This is a genomic window from Deinococcus aerolatus, from assembly GCF_014647055.1.
GTDB classification, from domain to species: domain Bacteria; phylum Deinococcota; class Deinococci; order Deinococcales; family Deinococcaceae; genus Deinococcus; species Deinococcus aerolatus.
Map to the genome: position 1 here is coordinate 25,240 of NZ_BMOL01000002.1, position 16,355 is coordinate 41,594.

16 protein-coding genes are annotated in these 16,355 nt (G+C 67.4%); 10 read left to right on the forward strand and 6 right to left on the reverse strand.

Annotated features, from left to right (window positions below; translation table 11 throughout):
- Window positions 1-3: 3 nt before the first annotated feature.
- Complete coding sequence (locus IEY31_RS02955) at window positions 4-660, reverse strand: class I SAM-dependent methyltransferase (protein ID WP_188968910.1); 657 nt, start codon at window positions 658-660, stop codon at window positions 4-6.
- A gap of 90 nt (window positions 661-750) precedes the next feature.
- Window positions 751-984 carry a transcriptional regulator gene (locus tag IEY31_RS02960; protein ID WP_188968912.1) on the reverse strand — a complete coding sequence of 78 codons (234 nt, stop codon included), beginning with the start codon at window positions 982-984 and terminating at the stop codon, window positions 751-753.
- A gap of 294 nt (window positions 985-1,278) precedes the next feature.
- On the opposite strand from IEY31_RS02960, the gene murA reads away from it, so the two are divergent.
- On the forward strand, window positions 1,279-2,556 hold the full coding sequence (murA, locus tag IEY31_RS02965) for a UDP-N-acetylglucosamine 1-carboxyvinyltransferase (protein WP_188968914.1): 1,278 nt from the start codon (window positions 1,279-1,281) through the stop codon (window positions 2,554-2,556).
- Window positions 2,557-2,670: 114 nt separating this feature from the next.
- Here the strand turns inward: murA and IEY31_RS02970 are convergent, their stop codons facing one another.
- Window positions 2,671-3,198 (reverse strand): YqgE/AlgH family protein, encoded by a 528-nt coding sequence (locus IEY31_RS02970; RefSeq protein ID WP_188968916.1) that lies wholly within the window; start codon window positions 3,196-3,198, stop codon window positions 2,671-2,673.
- Between the two features lie 135 nt (window positions 3,199-3,333).
- Window positions 3,334-5,781: an endopeptidase La gene (gene lon, locus IEY31_RS02975; protein ID WP_188968917.1), complete on the reverse strand. Its 2,448-nt coding sequence runs from the start codon at window positions 5,779-5,781 to the stop codon at window positions 3,334-3,336.
- Between the two features lie 300 nt (window positions 5,782-6,081).
- Between lon and IEY31_RS02980 the strand changes: the two genes are divergently transcribed.
- Window positions 6,082-7,176 carry an alpha/beta hydrolase gene (locus IEY31_RS02980; protein WP_188968918.1) on the forward strand — a complete coding sequence of 365 codons (1,095 nt, stop codon included), beginning with the start codon at window positions 6,082-6,084 and terminating at the stop codon, window positions 7,174-7,176.
- Window positions 7,177-7,198: 22 nt separating this feature from the next.
- Here IEY31_RS02980 and IEY31_RS02985 read toward each other — a convergent pair whose 3' ends face one another.
- The gene (locus IEY31_RS02985; RefSeq protein ID WP_188968919.1) at window positions 7,199-7,822 is read right to left on the reverse strand and encodes an SDR family oxidoreductase; all 624 of its coding nucleotides are present in this window, start codon (window positions 7,820-7,822) and stop codon (window positions 7,199-7,201) included.
- Window positions 7,823-7,892: 70 nt separating this feature from the next.
- Between IEY31_RS02985 and IEY31_RS02990 the strand changes: the two genes are divergently transcribed.
- From IEY31_RS02990 to IEY31_RS03000, 3 genes are all read left to right on the forward strand, one after another.
- Window positions 7,893-8,552 (forward strand): lysophospholipid acyltransferase family protein, encoded by a 660-nt coding sequence (locus IEY31_RS02990; RefSeq protein WP_188968920.1) that lies wholly within the window; start codon window positions 7,893-7,895, stop codon window positions 8,550-8,552.
- 145 nt (window positions 8,553-8,697) lie between these two features.
- Window positions 8,698-8,862 (forward strand): hypothetical protein, encoded by a 165-nt coding sequence (locus tag IEY31_RS02995; protein WP_188968921.1) that lies wholly within the window; start codon window positions 8,698-8,700, stop codon window positions 8,860-8,862.
- A gap of 140 nt (window positions 8,863-9,002) precedes the next feature.
- Window positions 9,003-9,188 (forward strand): hypothetical protein, encoded by a 186-nt coding sequence (locus IEY31_RS03000; RefSeq protein ID WP_188968922.1) that lies wholly within the window; start codon window positions 9,003-9,005, stop codon window positions 9,186-9,188.
- 95 nt (window positions 9,189-9,283) lie between these two features.
- On the opposite strand, the gene IEY31_RS03005 is transcribed toward IEY31_RS03000, so the two are convergent.
- The gene (locus IEY31_RS03005) at window positions 9,284-10,423 is read right to left on the reverse strand and encodes an NAD(P)/FAD-dependent oxidoreductase (protein ID WP_188968924.1); all 1,140 of its coding nucleotides are present in this window, start codon (window positions 10,421-10,423) and stop codon (window positions 9,284-9,286) included.
- Window positions 10,424-10,795: 372 nt separating this feature from the next.
- Between IEY31_RS03005 and IEY31_RS03010 the strand changes: the two genes are divergently transcribed.
- From IEY31_RS03010 to IEY31_RS03030, 5 genes are all read left to right on the forward strand, one after another.
- The gene (locus IEY31_RS03010; protein ID WP_188968926.1) at window positions 10,796-11,293 is read left to right on the forward strand and encodes a (2Fe-2S)-binding protein; all 498 of its coding nucleotides are present in this window, start codon (window positions 10,796-10,798) and stop codon (window positions 11,291-11,293) included.
- 87 nt (window positions 11,294-11,380) lie between these two features.
- Complete coding sequence (locus tag IEY31_RS03015; RefSeq protein ID WP_188968928.1) at window positions 11,381-13,777, forward strand: xanthine dehydrogenase family protein molybdopterin-binding subunit; 2,397 nt, start codon at window positions 11,381-11,383, stop codon at window positions 13,775-13,777.
- An 83-nt stretch (window positions 13,778-13,860) separates the two neighbouring features.
- On the forward strand, window positions 13,861-14,655 hold the full coding sequence (locus IEY31_RS03020; protein ID WP_188968930.1) for an FAD binding domain-containing protein: 795 nt from the start codon (window positions 13,861-13,863) through the stop codon (window positions 14,653-14,655).
- A gap of 101 nt (window positions 14,656-14,756) precedes the next feature.
- Window positions 14,757-15,932: an amidase gene (locus IEY31_RS03025; protein WP_188968932.1), complete on the forward strand. Its 1,176-nt coding sequence runs from the start codon at window positions 14,757-14,759 to the stop codon at window positions 15,930-15,932.
- Entirely contained in the window at window positions 15,929-16,351 is a 423-nt protein-coding gene (locus tag IEY31_RS03030) for a hypothetical protein (RefSeq protein ID WP_229723280.1), read from the forward strand. Before IEY31_RS03025 ends, IEY31_RS03030 begins: the two co-directional genes overlap by 4 nt.
- Window positions 16,352-16,355: the final 4 nt, after the last annotated feature.

Consider the following 16,355-nt stretch of genomic DNA (forward strand, 5'->3'; position numbering starts at 1 on the left):
CGCTCAAGTCTGGCCTGCCAGCACCATGTAGCGCTCCTCGTGGTAGGGCCGGCCCCGCGCCCCGGCGTGCGCGTCCCAGTCCTCGCGGCTGGCCGTCTCGCCCATCCATTCGCAGCGGGTCTGCCAGTCGGCCCACGTTGGAATCCTGGCCCGCACCGATACACGCCACTCGGCCAGGATGGCCCAGCCCACCGCCGCGAGTCGCTCTGGCACTTGCGGCATGTCCAGCCGTGGCCCCACGTACAGGAACCGGGCGTCTGGCGCAGCGACAGCAGGCAGGTGACGAATCACTGAAGTCGGCCCCCGGCGCGACACAATCAGATCGAAGGGGCCGCGCAACCCCATGGGCACCTCCCCCTTGCCGTCCCACAGATGAAACTCGGCGTGTGGGGCGTTGCTGCGGGCCTGCTCCAGCAGTTCCGGCAGCCAGTCGTAGGCCACCCAGCGGGCACACTGGCGGCCAAAGCGGGCGGCGTCGGGGCCGTGGCCGCAGCCGGCCTCCAGCACGCGGGTGTGTGGGGTCAGGTGTCCAGCCAGCAGGGCGCCGAAGGCCAGTTCCGGGTCCGGGCCGTCCAGTGTGCGGGTCCACGGGTGACGGAAGCCGCCCAGCTCGCGGGCCAGTCGGGCGTACCACGCACGGGAGTGGGGGACGTCGCTCACGCGGAGGCGGCCTTCCCACCTGACATGCCGGCATCAGAAAAGGCGCGGGGAACCCTGTCCTCCACGCCTCGCGGTGCTGACCCGGCCAGCTCAGTCCTCGTCGCCGGCCCCCTCGTGGCCCAGGATGGCCCGGTACTCCTCGATGTGGCCGGTGGCCTGCCCCTCGCCCAGTTCGCGGGCAATCTTCTCAATCGCCAGCCGGACAACCTCGCTCTTGCTGATCAGGCGTTCCGGACTGGACAGCTCGTAGGCGGTGCGCGTCAGCAGGGCGTCCTGCTCGTCGCTGATCACCACCTGCAGGCGCTTGCGTTCCTTTTTGGGCATACCTCTCCTGGTGCGGGCCGCGCGGGAATGGCCGTGAAGCGTGGCCGGGTGGGCTGCGGCGAACCGTAAGCCGAGCGTAGCATGCAGCGGCACTCACCTCAATATCGTGCTCATGGGGTGCATGGTTGCCGTATTCACGACAGTGAAGGGCCCCTGGAGAGTAGACGTACAGTGAGCATCATGTGTAACATGCACCTGTAAACGCCGATTTGGCGAACTTTCTCCAACCGTCTAGACTGTCCTGGTTTGTTTTCAGCTGACCCACTCCACCCGCTTCCAAGAGGATTGAATCCCATGCAACTAACCCCACTGCACATCAAGGGTGGCCGCGCGCTCGGCGGCGAAATTACCGTCCAGCACAGCAAGAATGCTGCCCTGCCGGTCATTGTCGCCACGCTCCTCAGCCGCGAGCCGGTAACGTTGCACGGCATCCCGCGCCTGAGCGACGTCTACATCATCCTCGACCTGATGGCGCACCTGGGCACGCAGCACAAGTGGGTGGGAGACAACAGCCTGGAATTGCACACCCCGGAAATCATCAACACCGACGCGCCCTACGCGCTGGTCAGCAAGATGCGCGCCAGCTTTATCGTGATGGGCGCGATCCTGGCCCGCGCCGGACAGGCCACCGTCAGCATGCCCGGCGGTTGCGCGTGGGGGCCGCGCCCGGTAGACCAGCACGTCAAGGCGTTCCGGGCGCTGGGCGTGACCATGACCGAGGACGGCGGCAACTTCGACGCCCGGCGCGAGGGCAGCCTGAACGGGCATTTTGTCTTCGAACTGCTGACCGTGGGCGGCACCCACAACGCCATCCTGGCCGCCGTGCTGGGTGACGGCGTGGTGGTGCTGGAAAATGCAAGCATCGACACCGACGTGGTGGACATGGTGGAGTTCCTGAACTCGCTGGGGGCCGACATCACCGGCGCGGGGACCAACATTATCACGGTGCGCGGCGTGTCGGCCCTGCGCGGCGGGGCCTACACGGTGATTCCGGACCGCATCGAGGCCGGCACCTTCATGATGCTGGCTGCCGCCACCCGCAGCCGCCTGAGAATCCGCAACGTGCGTCCCGATCACCTTCGCGCCGTGACGGCCAAGTTGCAGGAGATGGGGGTGTCGGTGACCGAGGACGGCAGCACCCTGCTGGTGGACGCCACGGCAGGCGAGTTGAAACCGGTGAACGTGACCACCCAGAGCTTCCCCGGCTTTCCCACCGACCTGCAACCGCAGATGAGCACCCTGCTGGCCACCGTGCCTGGCACCAGCGTCGTGCAGGACCCGGTATACCCGGACCGCCTGACCCACGTGGCTGAATTGCACCGCATGGGCGCGAACATCACCGTCAGCGGCTACACCCAGGTGATCCAGGGCACCAGGCTGCATGCGGCCCCCGTCAAGGCCGCCGACCTGCGCGCCGGGGCCGCCCTATTCATCGCTGCCCTGACAACCGAGGGCGAGACCGTCATTGACGGCGTGCAGTACCTGAACCGCGGCTACGAGCGTCTGGCCGAGCGGCTGCGCGGCATCGGGGCCAGCGTTCAGCAGAACGATCTGGCCCTGGCAATGGACTGAAGAGCCGTTTCAGCACCGCGCCCGCCTCCAATACAGAGGTGGGCGCGGTGCTGTTTCGTCCGACACTTGCTGCCGGTTGCAAGATGGACGGGATGAAGCCCCGCCAGCCCCGGATCAGGCCTGCGCCCCGCCGGGCATGATGGTGCTGGGAATCACGCCCAGCCGCCGCAGCGCCTCGCCCCAGCGGTCGGTGGGGGGCACCTTCCACAGCAGGTCCGGGGTGTCTTGCTCGACCCAGACCCAGGCCCCGGCCCGCGCCTCCTCAGTCAGTTGCCCGGCGCTCCAGCCCGCGTAGCCCAGGACCAGCATGTACGGCTGTCCGCTTTCCATCACGGCGTGCAGCACCTCCAGGCTACTGGACACGTTCAGGCCCGGCACCAGCCGGATCTCGCCGTCCAGTTCCAGCGGGTCCGGATACAGGCACCAGCCCAGGGTGGGGTCCACCGGGCCGCCCAGCCACGCGGGCACATTCTGGCCCTCGGCCCCGGCCATCAGCTCTGACACCGGCTGGGGCGTCGGTGCGTTGACGATCAGCCCCATCGCGCCTTTCGCGTCGTGCTCCAGCAGCAGAATGACGGTCCCGCCAAACACCTCGCCGTGCAGGTGAGGACTGGCAACCAGAAAAGTCAGAGGCCCACTCATCGCCGTACAGGATAGCGGGCGGCTGCCGGGTACACGCGGCGGTTTCTGACTGCCGCGTCTGGTCGCCGTAAAACCACAGCACGAAAAAGCCCCCGCGTGGGCAGGGGGCCGGGAGATGGTGTGGGGGGGGAGGATTCAGGCGCTCGCGCCCGCGCCGCGCCGCGCCGGGCGGCGTTTGGTGGGGGTGGCCGCCTCGCCGCCGCGTGGGGTCTCCAGGGCCTTCAGGCCGCCCACCAGGGCCACGTCCAGCACCTGGTCCACCGTCTCACAGGGATGGAAGCGCACCGAGGAACGCAGGTGCACCGGGATGTCACGCAGGTCCGGCTCGTTGGCCTTGGGCATGATGATGTGCTTGATGCCCGCACGGCGCGCGCCCAGCACCTTCTCTTTCAGGCCGCCGATGGGCAGGTAGCGCCCCGTCAGGGTCATCTCGCCGGTCATAGCGACGTCGTGGCGGGCGGGGATGCCGGTCAGGGCACTGATCAGGCTGGTGACCATCGCGCCGCCTGCGCTGGGGCCTTCCTTGGGAATCGCCCCGGCCGGAACGTGGACGTGAATCTCGCTGTCGTCGATGCGGGCGCGGTCGATGTGGAAGCGTTCGGCGTTGCTCTTGATGTAGGTCAGGGCGGCGCGGGCCGACTCCTTCATCACGTCGCCGAGCTGTCCGGTCAGGACCAGGCCCTTGCCAGGCATGATCGAGGTTTCCACGAACAGGATGTCACCGCCCACGGGGGTATAGAACATCCCGGTGGACACGCCCACCATGTCCTCGCGGTTCTCGGTCTCGGGGGTGTGGCGCGGCTGGCCCAGGTAGCGCTCCAGCTCCTTGTCGGTCACCTTGACGCGCTTGACGTCGCCGGTGGCGATGCGGCGGGCCACCTTGCGGGCCACCGTGCCGATCTCGCGCTCCAAGTTGCGCACCCCGGCCTCGCGGGTGTAGTGGCTGATCAGCTTTTCCAGCGCCGCGTCGGTAAACGAGATCTGGTTGGACTTCAGACCGTTTTGCGTCAGCTGGCGCGGCATCAGGTAGCGCTTGGCGATCTCCAGCTTCTCCTGCTCGATGTAACTGGAAAAGTCGATCACTTCCATGCGGTCCATCAGCGCGGCGGGAATCTGTTCGGGGTAGTTGGCGGTGGCGATGAACATCACCTCGCTCAGGTCAAAGGCCACGCCCAGGTAGTGATCGGTGAAGTTCTGGTTCTGCGCCGGGTCCAGCACCTCCAGCAGCGCCGCACTGGGGTCGCCCTGGTAGGAGCTGCCCAGCTTGTCCACCTCGTCCAGCAGGATCACAGGATTCTTGGTTCCGGCGGTGCGCAGGCCCTGGATCAGGCGGCCCGGCATCGCGCCGATGTAGGTGCGGCGGTGGCCGCGAATGTCGGACTCATCGCGTGCGCCGCCCAGGGCGATCCGCACGTACTGGCGGCCCAGCGCCTTGGCAATGCTCTGCGCGATGCTGGTCTTGCCCACGCCGGGAGGTCCGGTGAACACCAGAATCGGCCCCTTGTTCACGTCCTCGGCGCTCAACTCGCCGCGCTCGGCCCGCTCCTTACGCAGGCGGCGCACGGCCAGGAACTCCAGCACGCGGTCCTTGACCTTTTCCAGGCCGTAGTGGTCCTCGTCCAGCACCTGTGCGGCTTCCTCGACCTCCAGGCGGTCCTCGCTGCGGGTGTTCCACGGCAGCTCCGTGACCCAGGTCAGGTAGGTACGGATCACGCTGGCCTCGGCGGCGTCGGGGTGCATGCGGGCCAGGCGGTTCAGCTCGCGGTCGATCTCCTTCTTGACCTCGGGCTTCAGGTCCAGCGCGTCGATCTTGGTGCGGAACACCTCGGCCTCGTCGCCTTCCTCGCCGTCCTCACCGCCCTGAAGCTCTTTCTGGATAACCTTCATCTGCTCGCGCAGGTAGTACTCGCGCTGGTTCTTGTCAATCTCGTCCTTGACCTGTGCCCGGATCTTGGCCTGCACCGCCTGCACTTCCTGCTCGGTGTCCAGCAGCGTCAGCAGCGTGCGGATGCGGGTGGTCAGGCGGGTGGCCTCCAGCAGCCCCTGCTTGTCTTCCAGCCGGAAATCCAGGTTGAAGGCGATGTGGTCGGCCATCTCGCCCACGTCATCCTTGCCGTTGATGGTCTGCACACTCTCACTGCTGATCTTGCCGTTGCCGGCAATGGTCTCGAAGCGTTCGCGCAGCTCACGGGTCAGCGCCTGCAGTTCCACCGGATCGTCGCTGGGCACCGGCAGTTCGCTGATGCTGGCGCTCAGGTGATCGCCTGCCTCGTACCGGTTCACCTTGACGCGGGCCACGGCGCTGACCAGCATCTGCACGGTGCCGTCGGGATTCTTGCGAACGCGCAGCACGTTGCAGGCGGTGCCCACGTCGTACAGGTCCGCGCCCTTGGGATCGTCCACGTCCTTATCCTTCTGGGACACAATCAGGATGACCTTGTCGGCGTTCATGGCCGCTTCGATGGCGTTGATCGAGATGGAGCGGCTGGCGTCAATATGCTGCACCATCGTCGGATAGATCACGCTGCCGCGAACCGGGCAGACGGGAACATTTTTGGGGAGATTCAGGGTTTCGGTGGGCATGGCGGAACTCCTTTGGCCCTTGCAGGTCTGTGGGAAGAGGAGGTTTCCAGGGATTGAGCTGTAGGAAACTTGAGTGCAAGTATATCAAGTTTAGGAAATCAAGGCAAGTGTTTTTTGATGCTATTGCGGCCTCGGGGGGAGGCGGGTGGGCCTGCCTTTTTCTCCCCCTCCAGCGTACTCCCGCCCTGCTGACACCAACCTCACCCAAGCTTACGGGGGCTTAACGCGGGCCAGGGTGGGACTGTCGAACGGAACCGGGGGCACCTGGCCAGTATGTCCCTGTAACCCCTACTCTGGGGCATGGCACTCGTCCGTTTCGTGATTCCCGAGTTGCCGCCGAACACGCCGGCGGGCCTTCTCATTCTGACCGGCGGCCACCGGGGGTGGAGCAGTGATCCGACGGGCTGGACCTTCCAGTGCCGGGGGCGCAGCGCGGTTCTGGACGCCCATCTTGCGGACGGAACCCTGCTGGGCGTGAAGGTCCGGGTGCTGGGACCGGACGGGCAGGTCACCGAAGAGGGGGACCGCTGGGGAGGCCGCGCACCGGCCCACAAGGCGGTGGTTCACGGCGACATGGAAGTCCTGCTGGACCTTCCAGGCTGGCAGGATGACCAGCAGGGGAGAGGGCGGCCCTCCGCGTCGGCTCCTCCGCGCGAGGAGACCGTGCTGGGGGCGCCCTGGGGCGAGCAGGTGGTCCGGCTATGGTGGCCGGACGGCGCGTCTGCGGGGCCGTTGCCCCTGCTGATCCTGCACGACGGCCAGAACGTTTTCGACGAGGCGGCCACCTTCGCCGGGGAGAGCTGGAACGTCGCTGCGGCTGCCCAGGCGCTGGCCGATCAGGGCCACCCTTGCCTGATCGCCGCCCTGAGCGTCAACGACGAGCGCAGCCGCCGTTATGTCCCCTTTCCCTTTGGGCTGAACCACTTCAATCCCGGCGCAGACGAGTATCTGGACTGGATCGCGGCCACGTTGAAGCCGGCCCTGGCCGGGCGCTTTGGCGCGGCATCCCAGACGGCCCTGGCCGGCTCATCCTTCGGCGGGCTGGTCACGCTGTACGGCGGCCTGCGCTCTCCCGCCGAATTCGGCACGCTGGGCGTGTTCAGCCCTGCCATCTTCCCTGCCGATTTTGAACTGCTGCGCTGGATGGAAGGGCGGGCGGCCCCCCAGGCCCACGTCTGGCTGGACATGGGCACCCATGAGGCCGAGTCTGTGAATGAGGCCGCGCAGATGGTGGCCTTGACCCACGATCTGGCCGGGCGCCTGCGCCCCAGGGTGCACGAGGTTCACGTCACCATTGGTGAAAACCACTGGCACGACGAGGCGGCGTGGGCCGAACGGTTCCCGGCCTTCCTGCGCTGGTGGCTGGCGGGGTCGCCCGCCTCGGAATCCCGCTGACAGCGAGTCCCGCTCACCGGGGTTACAGGCTCTGGACCGCCTCGGAGGAGCCCTGGTCCCCCGCCACCGCCTCGAAGGTCTTGCCCACGCTGGACGGAGTATTGAGGCAAGCCAGCACCAGGGCGGCCACGTCGTCGCGCGGAATGCTGCCGCCAGGGGCGTGGGTGGCCACCGTCACCTTGCCGCTGCCGGGCCCGTCCAGCAGGCCGCCGGGCCGGACAACGGTCCAGTCCAGCCCGCTGGCCTGCACATGGGCGTCGGAGTCGGCCTTGACGCGCAGCACGTCCTGCAAGAAGGGCGGCATCTGTTCCGGGCGGTCCACGCCCATGCTGCTGACCACCACCAGTCGTTTTGGGCCGCGCTCCACCAGAGTGTCGGTCACGCGCTTGAGGGCCTGGCCATCAATGGCCGCGTAATTGCCGGCAGCCCCGGCCCCTGCCGCCCAGACCACCGCGTCGGCGCCGTCCAGCACGCGCTGCCACTCGCCTTCCAGGTCACCCATCACGGGGTTGGCCCCGTACAGCGACACCATATCGGCCTGCTCGTCGCGGCGCACCAGGGCCGAAACCTTGTGTCCGGCCTGGACGGCCTGCGCCACCACCCGGCGGCCCACACCGCCGGCCGCACCCATCACTGCGATCTTCATGCCCCAAGGCTAAAGCCGGGACAGCAGAAGTAAAGGGCCGGCCCCCTTGACTGGGGCGTATCCTGCCCTCATGAGCGACGCCGTTTCCCCCGATGCTTCCGGCCCCGTCCCGCGCCGCGCCGACGCGCCCAGGCCCGCAGCGGCGGAAGCCGGACCGCCTCAGGTAGACCCGCGAGTATACCGCGCAGTGGTGGCCCTGACCTACCTGCCGGTGGTGCTGAGCGGCGCGCACCTGGAAGTGCACGGGCGTGAGCATGTGCCGCCGCCCGGCACCCCACTGGTCATCGCCTCCAACCACCGGTCCAATCTCGATCCGTTCCTGGTGGCGCGTGCCCTGCCGCCGGGGCGCTTCGTGCAGTTCATGGCCAAGAAGGAATTGTTCGTGTCGGTCATCGGGTGGATCATCAGCACCGGCGGCAGCTTTCCGGTGGAGCGGTCCGGCAATGACCTGGGCGCGGTCCGCATGGCCGTGCGGATTCTGAAGAACAACGGTACGGTGGGCATCTTTCCGCAGGGCACCCGTGGGGGACCGGCCATGCAGGGGGGTGTGGCCCTGATCGCCGCCAAGGCCCGCGCCCCCATTTTGCCCGCCGGAATCTGCCGCGAGGGCCGGCGCTGGATTGTGCGCTTCGGCCCGCCGATCGAGGCTCAGGGCGGCATCAAGGGCGTCACTCATGAGCTGGGCGAGCGTCTGGTGCAGCTGGCACGCCCGGTGGGAGAGCGAATCTAGCGGGCTGCCTGAAGGCCGGGCCCGACCTCCCGCGCCCGTGGATGCTGCAGGCCCCGGCGCAGGGCCTGCACGATGGGGACGTGGCGGCATTCGCCGCTGCTTGGACTGCGCGGGACATGGCTTTGCTGCCGGTGGGCCTGCCGCCTTGGCTGTTTCTCCAGTGGCCGGGCAGGGCCACCTGCTGCACGGTTCGCAGCAGCAGGGCATCACGCATTTCGAGGCGCGCACGCCGCTTGACCGCAGTCCGGCTGACTTCAGCAGGCGCACCGGCGTAATTGCCGCCTCGGACGGGTTATGGGCCATGATGTAAGCGCTGCGGGATTTGGCGAAGGTGCAGCGCATGCTGAACATGGCCGTGAGATTCGAAACAGACGCAATGATGGGGGCCACACGCGTGACCTGCTGTCGCCCGGCTTTGTATATGTCCTGCCCATAGAAGGGTTCAGGCAGATGCAGCCCTACGACTGGCCCGGCCTGGGCCGGGTGCTGGAGCCGCACTGGGTCTGTACCCATGCGGTGGAGCCGTTGTGGAGTCTGCCCTTGGCACCCGCAGACTTTCCGCTGCCCGTCCGCAGGCACGATGCGGCGCAGGTGGACCGGCAGGCAGAGGCCGGGCCCTGGGCTTTCCCTGCCTGACGGAGCGGCATCACCGGGACTGGCACCCCACAGCCTGACATCACATGAAAGGGGGCCGGAAGCCAACGCCTCCAGCCCCCCTGTCCTGTGGCCGCTCAGTCGATGCTGGCCCGCCAGCGCCACTCGGAGGCGCGCTTCATGACGTGGGCGATGCCGCCGGTGATGGCCAGTTTCTGATTCCACGGCAGTTTCATCCAGCCCACGGCCATCAGGCCGCCCAGCGACACGAATTCACCCAGGGTAGTGGGCTCGTAGTTCTCGATTTCCTCGCCCTTCGCCAGCCGCATCACGTTCTTGCCGGTCAATCGGCCCTGCTGCCCGGCGTGCTGGGCGGTGGTGGGCACCGGCTTGCCTTCCTGGTTCAGCGCCAGGCCCATGTCGCCGATCACGAAAACGTCGGGGTAACCCTTGGCCCGCAGCTTCTCGTCCACGGCCACGCGTCCGCCGGGACCCTTTTCCAGCTTGCTGCCCTTGAGGATGTCACGGGCCTGAATGCCGCCGGTCCAGATGATCTTGCCGGCCGGGATGATCTTCTGCTCGCCGTCGGCGGTCTGCACCGTCACGCTGTCGGCGGTGGCCTGCATCAGGCGGTGGCCGGTCATGACGTGAATGCCGTAGTCCTCCAGCGTGCGCTGCGCCTTGTTGCGCAGGGCGTCGTCCAGCACCGGCAGGATCTTGGGCCCAGCCTCCACGAGGTAGATGTTGAAGGGCGGCAGACCGCGCGCCTTGCTGAGCATCTCGGCGCGCTGAGCGAGTTCCGTCACCAGTTCCACGCCGGTCAGGCCCGCGCCGCCCACCACGATGTCGCGGTTGCCCTGGTACTCGCCGCTGTAGACCCGGTTGACAAAGTTAAAGATCTGATCGGCGTCGCTGAGCTGCTTGAGCTCGGTGGCATTCTCGGCCAGCCCCGGAATGCGGTAGAAGTTGGTTACGCTGCCCAGGCCCACCACCAGCGTGTCGTAGGTCAGCACGCGCCCGTCTTTGAGGGTGACCTCGCGCTCGTCGAGATCGACGCCCTCCACGCTGGCCTGCTCCAGTTCCACGCCGGTGCCGCGCAGCAGCGGGGCCAGCGGCAACGTCACGCGGGTGTTGTGCGCGGCGGCCTCGTGCAAACGGGTTTCGAAGGTGTGGAAGGCGTTCTGCTCAACCAGCAGGGTTTCCAGACCGGGAAAGGGCTTCATTTTGGTGGCCACGGCCAGACCTGCGTAACCGGCACCGAGGATCAGGGTTTTCATCGTCATGCTCCTGTGAACGAATTCACGAGTGAAATACTGGACAGCATACCAGCTTTGTCCCAGTGTACACGGTTGCTTGCGCTGACCTGTACCTCCAGGAACTGTTGTGTAGTCCGGTGGGCGAAACCTGCCGGTGCGGTTCTGCGCCGCAGGCGGGTTGAAGCCTGGACTACAGCCCCCATGTCCCGTTGTGTGCTTGAATATGAGCGGTCAGACAATCCAGACAGGACGCCCTCCGGGCGCACCCTGTTTTTGCTCAGCCGGCGCCTGGCGCGCGTCGTTTTTCTGTGTAGGCAGACGCGGACCTGCAAGGCACAGCGCAGTCCGCATTCAGCGCGCCCCGGTTCCGGCTCCCCGTTACAGGAGGCATCCATGAACGTGACAGTGAACGTCAACGGCAAACCCTACACCCGCGATGTGGAACCGCGAACCCTCCTCGTCCATTTTCTGCGCGACGATCTGCTGCTGACCGGCACCCACGTCGGGTGCGACACCAGCCAGTGCGGGGCCTGCACCGTGCACATCGACGGCCACGCGGTCAAGAGCTGCACGGTGCTGGCGGTGCAGGCCGACGGCATGGACGTGGGGACCATTGAGGGCCTGGGCACGCCCGGTAACCTGCATCCGCTTCAGACCGGATTCTGGGAAAAGCACGGCCTGCAGTGCGGTTTCTGCACCCCCGGCATGATTATGGCCAGCGCCGAACTGCTGAAGCACAACCCCAATCCCAGCGAGGAAGAGATCCGCTACCACCTGGAAGGCAACTACTGCCGCTGCACCGGCTACCACAACATCGTCAAGGCTGTGCAGCACGCGGCAGAGATCATGGCCGGCGGGGGAGAGCAGGGCGGACAGGCCGCGGACGACTGACAGGCTGGCGGATGATGAAAAGGGGGCAGGAGAAGGCCGCTTTTCATCGTCCACCACGGGCCACTTCCCTATCTGGAGGCACAGAAGATGACCGGCAACGAATCCAGAACAGACAAGTATTTCGGCCAGGCCCTCAAGCGCAAGGAGGACCCGCGCTTCATCACCGGCGCGGGCAACTACACCGATGACATCGTGATTCCAGGCATGCTGCACGCCGCGATGGTCCGCAGCCCGTACCCGCACGCGAAGATCAACGGCATCAACAAGGACAGCGTTCTGGGCATGCCCGGCGTGGTCGCGGTGCTGACCGGACAGGACGTGGCCGACGCGGGCATCGGCAGCATTCCGGTGGGCTGGCTGCTGCCCGAACTCAAGACGCCCGCGCACCCGGCGATTGCGCTGACCGAGGCCAATCATGTGGGCGACATCGTGGCCGTCGTGGTGGCCGAGAACCGTGCGCTGGCCGAGGACGCCGCCGCTCTGCTGGAAGTGGATTACGAGCCGCTGCCCTCGGTGGCCTTTGCTGGGGCCGCAGTGGCCGAGGGCGCGCCTGTCGTTCACGACGATGTGCCGGGCAACGTGGCCTTCAACTGGGAGATCGGTGATCCGGTGGCCGTGCAGGAAGCCTTCAACGTGGCCCACAAGACAGTCAAGGTCAGGCTTAAGAACCAGCGACTGATCCCCAACGCCATCGAGCCGCGGGCCTCGCTGGCGCAGTTCACGCCCTCCAGCGGCGAGTACCTGCTGTACACCACCTCGCAGAACCCGCACATTCACCGCCTGATTCTGGCGGCGTTCGTCATGAACATCCCCGAACACAAGCTGCGCGTGATCAGCCCGGACGTGGGCGGGGGCTTTGGCTCCAAGATCTTCCAGTACCAGGAAGAGGTGATCATGCTGCTGGCCGCCCGCCTGATGGGGCGCCCGGTCAAGTGGACGGCGCGCCGGAGCGAGGCTTTCGTCAGCGACATGCAGGGCCGCGACCACGAGACCGAGACCGAGATGGCCGTGGACGAGAACGGCAAGATGCTGGCCCTGCGTGTGAACACTCTGGCGAACCTGGGCGCGTACCAGACGCTGTTTGCTCCGGCCGTGCCCACCTACCTGTACGGCACCCTGTGCAACGGCGTGTACAAGTTCCCGGCGGTGCACGTGAAGGTGCAGGGCGTGATGACCAACACGGTGCCGGTGGATGCCTACCGCGGCGCGGGCCGCCCCGAGGCCACCTACGCCGTCGAGCGCACCGTGGACGCGATGGCCCACGCGCTGGGGGAAGACCCTGCCGAGTTCCGCCGCAAGAACTTCATCCAGCCCGAGGACTTCCCGTACCAGACCCCGGTGGCCCTCGTCTACGACAGCGGCGACTATGAACCGGCGCTGGACATGGCCCTGAACATGATGAAGTACCCGGACCTGCGTGCCGAGCAGGCCCGCATGAAGGGGGGGAACAAGATTCTGGGCGTGGGCGTCATCAGCTACGTGGAAGCCTGCGGCCTCGCGCCGTCGGCCCTGGTGGGGCAACTGGGCGCGCAGGCCGGGCAGTGGGAAAGCAGTCTGGTGCGGGTGTACCCCACCGGCAAGGTTGAACTGTTCACCGGATCGCACAGCCACGGACAGGGCCACGAGACGGCCTTCCCGCAGATCGCCGCCGATGAGCTGCAGATTCCCATAGAGGACATTGACCTCGTCCACGGCGATACTGGCCGGATGCCCTACGGCTGGGGCACCTACGGCAGTCGCTCGGCGGCAGTGGGCGGCAGCGCCCTTAAAGTCGCGCTGCAGAAGATCACCGCCAAGGCCAAGAAGATCGCCGCGCACCTGCTGGAAGCTTCCGAGGAGGACGTGGAGCACGAAGGCGGGGTGTTCCGCATCAAGGGCGCGCCGGACCAGTCCAAGACCTTCTTCGACGTGGCGCTGATGGCCCACCTGGCCCACAGCCTGCCCGACGGCATGGAGCCGGGGCTGGAGGCCACCGCCTTCTACGATCCCAAGAACTTCGTGTACCCCTTCGGCACGCACATTGCCGTGGTGGAAATTGACACCGACACCGGCAAGGTGGATCTGCGCAACTACGGCTGCGTGGACGACTGCGGGCCTCTGATCAATCCCCTGATCGTCGAGGGTCAGGTGCACGGCGGCATTGCCCAGGGCGCAGGTCAGGCGCTGTGGGAGGAAGGGGCCTACGACGAGGAAGGCAACCTGCTGGCTGCCACCTACATGGAATACACCATGCCGCGCGCCGACGATCTGCCGATGTTCCAGATTGACCACACCGTGACCCCCAGCCCGCACAACCCGCTGGGCGTCAAGGGCATCGGCGAGTCCGGCACGATTGCCAGCAGCTCCGCCGTCGCCAACGCAGTGCTAGACGCGCTGTGGCACGAGTGCGGCATTGAGCACATGGACATGCCCTACACCGCCGAGAAGGTTTGGAATGCCATCCGGGATTCGCGTGGAGCGCAGGGACAGGCCGCAGACGACTGAAACCAGAACGTGAACCCTGGACGGTAGGCGCAAGAAGACCACGGTTCACGTTCCAGCTCCCACGATCTTCCCGGAGGCAAGACATGTATCCAGCCAATTTCGATTATCAGAAAGCCGCCAGCGTCGATGACGCCCTCAAAGCCATGGCCGACAACCCTGACCTCAAGGTCATCGCCGGGGGGCATTCGCTGCTGCCCGCCATGAAACTGCGGCTGGCCCAGCCGCCCGCCCTGCTGGACATCTTCAATCTGGAAGAGCTGAAAGGCATTTCAGAAGACGGCGATTTCTACGTGGTGGGCGCGATGACCACGCACGCCGACGTGCTGCGCAGCAAGCTCCCCCTGTTCCCTGAAGTCGCGGGCTGGGTGGGCGATCCGATGGTCCGCAACCGGGGCACCATCGGCGGCTCACTCGCCCACGCTGACCCCAGCGCGGATTACCCGGCGGCAGCGCTGGCAACGGGCGCGGAGTTCGTTATTCGCGGCATGGGCGGGGAGCGCACCGTGGGCGCCGACGAGATGTTCGTGGGCATGTTCGAGAGCGCGGTGCAGCCCGGCGAACTGCTGACCCACATCCGCATTCCCCGGGGCATCACGGCCAGCGTGTACGAGAAATACCGGCATCCGGCCAGCCATTACGCGATTGTGGGGGTAGCCATGGCCCGTCACGCGGACGGCCAGATTCGCGCGGCCTACACCGGCGCGGCGGAAAAGGCGGCGCGGCTGCCCACACTTGAAGAGCGCCTGAATGCCGGTCAGAACGCCGGGACCGGACTGGTCGAGGGCGCGGACATGCTGGGTGACCGCTTCGCCAGCGCCGAGTACCGGTCGCATCTGGTGGACGTGCTGTCGGACAGGGCGGCCAGGCGCCTGGGCTGAGGCCTCTTTCCCTGGCCTCCTCCTGCGGGTGTGGGAGGAGGCCTTTCGGGTTCTGGCTGGAATGCGGCGGGTCTGAACTTCCCGCGCTCTATTGTGTCCGCATGCCGATCTCTCCAGAGTTTCCGGACCCCCAGCGGGCCTGGGCCTACCGTCCTTCCCAGCCACTGGCGGGCGCGGCTGGCGGGCCGCTGTCGGGCCTGACCTTCAGCGTCAAGGACCTGTACGGCGTTCCCGGCTGGCCGCTGACCGCCAGCACCCGCGCCCCGGTGTCGGACGTGGGCGAGAGCGTGCTGGTGCGCCGGCTGCTGGGGCTGGGCGCGTCGGCTGTGGGCAAGACCCACCTGCACGAGATTGCGCTGGGCATCACCGGCATGAACGGCTACGGCAGCACCACGCACCCGCACGATCCGGACCGCGTGCCGGGCGGCAGCAGCAGCGGCGCGGCGGTCAGCGTGGCGCTGGGGCAGGCCGACTTTGCGCTGGGGACGGACACGGGCGGCAGCATTCGCGTGCCGGCGGCGTGGTGCGGCGTGGCCGGCTACAAGCCCAGCAAGGGCCACCCGGACTGGAGCACCCAGGGGGTCTTGCCGCTGTCGTGGACCTGTGACCACGCCGGCCCGCTGGCGCGTGACCTGGGCACGGTGGTGCGGGTGCAGGAGGCGCTGACCGGGCGCCCGATTGCGCCGCAGGACTGGACCGGCGTGCGCGTGGGCCTGTGGCTGCCGGATGGCTGGACCGATGGTGCGGTGCGGGACGCGACGCTGGCCTTCGCCGCCGGGCTGGAGCGGCGCGGGGCCACCGTCACGCCCGTCCATCTGCCTGAAATGCTGGACGCCTATTCGCCCATTGTCCTGAGCGAGGCGGCCCGCGTTCATGCCCAGGCCCTGCGGCTGGCCGATCCCGGCTTCCAGCCGTTCACGCTCTCGGCCCTGCGCCAGGGGGCCGCCCTGGGTGCCGGGGAGGTGCAGGCGGCCTTTGACCGCCGTGAGGACTATGCGTGGCTGCTGAACGGCCTGTTCACCGCCTTCGATGTCCTGCTGGCCCCCGCTGTGCCCACCCCGCCCCCGCTGATCGGGCAGGACGACGTGGAGGTGGGGGAGGGGACCCTGCCGCTGCGCCGCGCTGTGCTGCGTCTCACGGCGCCGTTCAGCCTGCTGGGCACGCCCACCGTGTCGCTGCCCACAACCACACCCTTTGTCGGGGTGCAACTGGTTGGGCAGCACGGAGACGATGACCGCCTGCTGGGGCTGGGGCTGGCGTGGGAGGCCGGGGCGTGAAGCGGCTGCTGCCCGTGGCTTTGCTTCTGGCCGCCTGTGCGCCCGCCGCCAGGCCCCAGCCGGTACAGGTGTGGGAGGGTTCGGCGCGGGTGTTGCTGACGGTGCAACAGTACCGCCTGACCTTCACGGTCAATCCGGTGAGCCACGCCCTGAGCGGCACGCTGACCAACCTCAGCAGCGGGGACCGCTTTGAGGCGACAGGCACGCTGCTGCCCGCCAGCGACGGCGCGGAACTGACCGCGCAGGTCTCGCCGGGCAGCGCTCCGCGGCTGAACGCGGGCATCCTGGGCTTCGGCGTCAGCGGGGTGTCCGTCAAGGCCGACGCCCTGCTGAGCGGGCGGATCACGGCTGACGGGTTCTTGGGCAGCCTGCGCGTCAACGGCGTCCGCTCCGCGCTGACGTTGAGACGCGTCCAGTGAGCCC

Coding starts and splice junctions, on each gene's coding strand:
- murA (WP_188968914.1), top strand. CDS start 1,279: ATGCAACTAACCCCACTGCACATCAAGGGTGGCCGCGCGCTCGGCGGC.
- IEY31_RS02960 (WP_188968912.1), bottom strand. CDS start 984: ATGCCCAAAAAGGAACGCAAGCGCCTGCAGGTGGTGATCAGCGACGAG.
- IEY31_RS02980 (WP_188968918.1), top strand. CDS start 6,082: ATGGCACTCGTCCGTTTCGTGATTCCCGAGTTGCCGCCGAACACGCCG.
- IEY31_RS03000 (WP_188968922.1), top strand. CDS start 9,003: ATGCAGCCCTACGACTGGCCCGGCCTGGGCCGGGTGCTGGAGCCGCAC.
- IEY31_RS02970 (WP_188968916.1), bottom strand. CDS start 3,198: ATGAGTGGGCCTCTGACTTTTCTGGTTGCCAGTCCTCACCTGCACGGC.
- IEY31_RS03025 (WP_188968932.1), top strand. CDS start 14,757: ATGCCGATCTCTCCAGAGTTTCCGGACCCCCAGCGGGCCTGGGCCTAC.
- IEY31_RS02990 (WP_188968920.1), top strand. CDS start 7,893: ATGAGCGACGCCGTTTCCCCCGATGCTTCCGGCCCCGTCCCGCGCCGC.
- IEY31_RS02985 (WP_188968919.1), bottom strand. CDS start 7,822: ATGAAGATCGCAGTGATGGGTGCGGCCGGCGGTGTGGGCCGCCGGGTG.
- IEY31_RS03020 (WP_188968930.1), top strand. CDS start 13,861: ATGTATCCAGCCAATTTCGATTATCAGAAAGCCGCCAGCGTCGATGAC.
- IEY31_RS03015 (WP_188968928.1), top strand. CDS start 11,381: ATGACCGGCAACGAATCCAGAACAGACAAGTATTTCGGCCAGGCCCTC.
- lon (WP_188968917.1), bottom strand. CDS start 5,781: ATGCCCACCGAAACCCTGAATCTCCCCAAAAATGTTCCCGTCTGCCCG.
- IEY31_RS03005 (WP_188968924.1), bottom strand. CDS start 10,423: ATGAAAACCCTGATCCTCGGTGCCGGTTACGCAGGTCTGGCCGTGGCC.
- IEY31_RS03010 (WP_188968926.1), top strand. CDS start 10,796: ATGAACGTGACAGTGAACGTCAACGGCAAACCCTACACCCGCGATGTG.